Source organism: Bacteroidales bacterium (genome assembly GCA_031275285.1).
Classification (GTDB): Bacteria; Bacteroidota; Bacteroidia; order Bacteroidales; family UBA4181; genus JAIRLS01.
The window spans coordinates 1-5,783 of record JAISOY010000112.1 but is presented as its reverse complement, the minus strand read 5'-3'; the positions used below and the strand labels follow the sequence as shown (position 1 = coordinate 5,783).

Genomic DNA, 5,783 nt, shown 5'->3' with positions numbered 1-5,783 from the left:
CAATTTCAAATATGATAAATATCCTGGATAGTGTATGTTGTTGATGCACTATTCAGGATATTTTCCATTTTATTGACAAGCGTCTCCATAATAGCTACCCATTGCAAGCGGTTCTTTCAACTCTTTCTTATCTATTTTCTTAACCAGCTCAGGGCAATCAGAGAAATACTTCTTTAACCAGTTGCTGGCCCCTATTAGGGGGGTGTGTTCAGGTTCTGACTGACCTTGTTTCAGAAAATAACATACACTGGTTTCTTTCGGAAAAACAGGATGGTATACTTCAATTTTTTCACTCCGATAAACCGTACGGATAAGATTACCCGACTTCAATAAATATTTGTTTTCAGCATCTTCTATGCTAAGGATATCAGACATTTTACACTGGATGGTCTTACCATCCGACAATATTTCTACCTTATAATCCGCCTTATCCAGGCTTGCGATTCCGGAGGAGCCGCTTACATTCATGTTTTTCCTCTCGATCAACCCCTGTCCTTCAACTGAAGACCCGTCTTTCATCGCTATTTTTCCTGAAAATGGGAAATATTTTTCAGCACGTAAAAGTTGATCCATAGAAACCTGGGAACGATAGTTGTCCTCATGGGTATACACGATATGTGAGACCGGTTCCGGCACTTTTTTAAGATTCTCCAGCATCTTAGGAATCTGTCCTTTATAATATTTGTGCAGTTCTGATGCTGTCGCTTTTTCTCCGTAGGATCTGGCTGCATCTGCATTACCAAGAAAAATATTCATTTGCATGAGGTTAAACAAAGCAACACTATTTATAATCGCCTGCTCCTGTCCTGTATATTCTGTTGCATAATGATTCCAGAAGTCTGCCTGTCTTTTTATAGTCTGCTCAAACGAATTCATGTCCGAAGCAGATGCAATAATAACAGTAATGCTATCGTTCAGGCTGGTTATGGCTTCATTATTCTTTCCCCTGGCTATCTCGACCAAATAACTCCTTTTATAGGCTTCGTTATTGAGGTATTGTTTCTTGAATTCGGACAATAATATGGGTAAAGCATTGATGAGAGCGTCCTGCAACAACTCATTCTTCGATGTATTCAGCGCATCTTTTTTAACGCCTGCTTTTTTGCCTTTTATATTATTACATTGAATCGCTTCATGGTAGATTTGTTTTCCATCTTTATCATAGACTACAGGTGTAACAGAAAATGAAACATCCACAACGGCCGTATCGTTCGACATAAAAGTCCGGTTAGCTGTTACGGATGTTAACCTGACCAGTATCTTCAGGTCTCCATTGATGGTATCCTGATTCATCCTGTATAAAGATACCGGATATCGTCCATCGAAAATTTCACCTAAGTTTTCTTGTTCTGCATAAACATAAAGATCATAAGTTTTATAATTGGCGTATTCCGGTTTTTGCGGAGCCTGTATGGAAGGCACGGAAAAAGCACGGGATGTGGGCATTTGTGCACATAATGAAACCGCCCATAATAGAAACACGATTAAAGATAAAGATTTTTTCATTTTTTATTGTTTTTAATGTAATTTGGATTGGTTGATTATTTTTAATATGTTTTTATCCTTTTATTTGTTACATAATTATTTACACAGCATTCCGAAACGGTAATCATTTATGGTTTAATAAAGGTCCCTTTTCTGCTTAATTGTTTTTCTCTTTTTCAAACACATATAATGTATTGTCCTTGTTTTGTACAAATAGATAGGGATCAAAGTATTTCATCTGCCCATAAAAAGATGTTCCTTCTTCTTCCCATATCCAATCAAATTCATGGGTTAATATGTTGAATGCTCCAATTTTTCCATCACGATCATCAGTAGTGATGATATGTGTTCCTACCAAAATAAAATCTTTTCTTTGGGAGGCAAGAAGTACCTTGCTCTTTTCTATTCCATATTTAACCATTTCTCCTGTACATGGATTTATCTCTAAAAAATGCCCCCCTGTATACCTACTGCTAATCAAACTATACAAAATATCATTTGTCGAATTAGGGACTAATCCCAAATAACCTAAATCTATATTCCATTCGATTTTACCGGTTTGGGTATTAATCCCTACAATATGCCATTTTCCTATATTTACTACCAGTATTTCTTGATATACACCATAAATTATTTTAACGGGCTGATCTCCTTTTCCAAGTTTTGACGTATGAAAATGCCAGTTTTCTTCACCTGTGTGAATATCAATTGCTATTATTTGGTTTTGCACCATGATATCAAAAGGAATATAAAAAAAATTATCCCCTATTAATTCCCAAAATCCCATGAAAGGGAGATTGGTCTTCTGTTCAATAATGTATTTATTATCCATCAATTGACCCTTAGTAAAAATCATACAGTTTTCGGTTCTTTCCAAACAATATATTGTATTATTCTCTCCATAAAGAAATTCAAATGGTATTTCGTTCCCGAATATTTCTCCAGTATTCTTATGCATAAGATACATCTGATTCTTATAATACCGTCGTTCCTTTATATAAGCTAATTCTGAGAAACTTCCTACTAGAATGTTGTCAGAAATAGACTTAATATCAAAAATATTATTATTAACTATTTCCCATTCGGTTTCAAATTTTTTATTCTTTTTGCATAAATAATTCTTTGACGCTCTCATATATATGGCATCCGATAAATATGCATTACCATTTTTATATTTTTCTTTTAAAAAGAACATATTTTTGAGTTTTTATTTTATGAAATTATACATTTTACTATTTAGGTTCTCCGCAAGGAGTTCAAATTCTGCCAAATTATTTACATCAAATATTTTTTTGAAATTATTTATTTCCGGATTTAAAGGATTTAACCACTCATACACCTTATTTCTGAAATGGTTTTGAAACACTGTTTTCATTTCCGTTGTTGTACCATTAAAATAATATTCAAATTGCTTTCCACTTTTAATATAGGCCAAAAATTGTTCTTCTCCAACCATACGGGCAGTAGACCAGTTCTTAATTTCTACCGATTTACTTTCTCCCATTAGTGTTTCGAAATATAAATCCAATTTATGCCCGGTTTCAATATCGGGAATCGTTCCCTCAAACCGGATCAGTGTATACCGTCCGTTTTCGGATAATTCGTTAAACCTGTTTTTTAGCAGATCCAATGTAAACGATCCTCCCTTGGCTTTTTTCCCGCTTTCCGCCATTTCTTTCAGGAAAGTCTCGGTCGAACCCGTTGCAGGAACTGCAAAACCCGGTAAGTCGGCGTATTTTGAAATAGCATCGTTCAGGTTGTCAATAATATCTTCCATATTACCCACCTGCAGGTCGGGTGTTTGTCCCAATGAACCTGGGCATGTTTTACAAACAGCACGTGCTTCGCCTAAGGATTGATAAATATGATTGATCATTTCACTATGTGTCGCGGTAAAATCTGGATGGGACTTAATCATACGCGCGGTTGATTCGAGGATATCCGGATCAAGGCGCATTTCGGAACGACCGATATACTTCCAAGCATCCACCATATCAATATTTTGGTTCATCTTCCGGAGCAGGTCATCTACCCTGCCGGAGCTTACACTGTTCAATTCATCAATAAAACGAACTTGTGTGATCTCATCAGGTATTTTTTCTATGGCTTCGGCTAACCGGTTAAATTGCCTGCTCCTGAGATTATCCGTATAATTTTTAATCTTTTGAAGCGACCCGGTAGCAGCGTCATCCAAATACCTGACAAGATCATCAGCCCGTTCAGGTGCATTATAGTGTGATACCCCGAATTTATCCCGTAACGACTCCAATATTTCCAAAAGTCTTCCGCGGAATTTCTGAGGATTGCTTTTGTAAATAATTTTCAGTCTGTTGAAAGCATTACGGGCCAGAATAGAGAAATTGGTTTTATTCTCAACAAGCCCCTGGACAATGATCGTAATTGAAGACTGGATGGCATAATCCGAAAACATTTCATCCAATGGCCTGTCGGTATTAAATTTACCGTCTTCCACGAGCACTCCATAGATAGGTACGACAAATGCCGATAAACCGAAATTATTGGCTGCAGATTCCACTCCTGTTGCCAAAGCCTGGACAAAATCGACCTTTTTAAGCGCTTCAGCAGCAGACAAGTCTTCGAAAATCATGAAAATAGAAGCCTGTAAACAAATATCCATAAATGTTCCTACAAGCGCATCCTTTGCTTCGTCTTTCACCAGGTATTTCGCCAATGTACTTCCTTGTTCAATAACCAGGGAAATCAAAGATTCCAGCATCGGGGCAACTACTATTTCAGCAACAGCAGGAGCGACAATAATATTGGTCAGGAAACCGAAGGCCTTTTCAAAGTCTTTCATCCATTCCGATCGCATCACCATCACCCCATTATTGAACCCATATAATGTATTGAGCACACATGGATCCTTATCTATTACCGCACCTAATCCATGTTGTTTCAGTGGGGAGTTTTCATACTCTTTTGCTATTGTTTTGCAACCACAGTCTATATTTTTGACTAATTCGCCATCCCCTTTGTAATTTGTCCAATCGTCCTGATAATACCACCATTTGCTTACTTCTTCAGTAGTTATATTTCCATTATTGATCCGGTGTAATGAATATGTTCTTGTTTGTACATTTCCTCCTTCTTTAAAATAGGATGCCATGTTATCCGGTTTACCTTGCTCATTCGGCTCAGTATAATAAATATAGTTTCCTGTATTGCTAGTTTTGTAGTAGCCAACAAATTTATTTCCTTTTATATGACTGAAGTAGCGCTCTTCCTTTCCGTTTTCATTCCGGACAAATCCGTAGACCGCTTCTTTAAGATAATCCACATTTACCACAGTACTTAAAACATCTTCATTTTCAGCTACCGGGCGGATGATTTCGATGTTTGCCAATTCGCTCAGCCATATTGGTTTTCCTGCAGGTGTAAGGTATATACCATCTTTTGCGGGAATATTCTTTGACTCAATGGCAAATTCCCCGGCTTTCATCCCGTCCTGATCCCGGTCAAATACACCCTGCGCTATTCCCGGGTCGCTCAGCAGGTCCCATTGCCATTTGGCCAGGTGGGTTTTGCCGGAATAATCCATCAGGTTGTCGGTAACGCCCTGCGTAATACCATAATCCTTATCAAAGGTATGTTTCAGCAGTAACCGTCCGTGCCCCAGTTCATGGGCAATGGTATTGAGTATTTCCTTGTCGCTCTGAAAATCCTTTGTAAAGATGTATCCGAACTGTCCGCCACGCGGCATAAAACCCGCAGCATCGCGTTCCATCGTGCTGCCGCTGTATTTCAGTACAAATACATAATTGGCCGTGGCATCAATGTTCCCGTTTTTGTAGTTACCGGCGAAATCTGCATTCATTTTCCGCATTTCTTCCGTATAACTGCTCAGTAACCCGCTGTTCTTTTCAAAGAATTTGTTCTCCCCGAAATAGCTGTATCCTTTTTCTTCGCTTACTTCCCAGGCAATACCTACCGGACCATATATCTCTTTCAGGGTTTGCCTTATGGCGGACAAGTCTGTTTCCGTATCGTTTACCGGAACAATGATTGCCTTGTATGCCTGTTCCCTGTAGGAAACCACGCCCAACTTACCGAAGTTCAGAAAGCCCCCTCCGGCTCCCCCCAGGGGGGAGGGATAGACCGCATATATTTCCTGTCCGTCGCCCGCTTCGCCGCCTATAAGATTAATGGTGTATACCCCGATTTGGTATTCGCTCTTGAATTCAGTACCCCCGGGCGTTTTAAAAATTACCTTTTCAGGGTCTATATCGCCGTTGTTAATCTCTATGGTCGCTTCCACCACATCGCTTTTCCCCTGTGGC

3 protein-coding genes are annotated in these 5,783 nt (G+C 38.7%); all 3 read right to left on the bottom strand.

Annotated elements, in window-relative coordinates:
• Nucleotides 1-69: 69 nt before the first annotated feature.
• Nucleotides 70-1,506, bottom strand: a complete 1,437-nt coding sequence (locus LBQ60_11905; protein ID MDR2038617.1) for a hypothetical protein — start codon at nt 1,504-1,506, stop codon at nt 70-72.
• A gap of 136 nt (nt 1,507-1,642) precedes the next feature.
• Complete coding sequence (locus LBQ60_11900; protein ID MDR2038616.1) at nt 1,643-2,680, bottom strand: hypothetical protein; 1,038 nt, start codon at nt 2,678-2,680, stop codon at nt 1,643-1,645.
• Between the two features lie 12 nt (nt 2,681-2,692).
• The coding region (locus LBQ60_11895) for a hypothetical protein (GenBank protein MDR2038615.1) at nt 2,693-5,783 on the bottom strand (3,091 nt) is incomplete at its 5' end.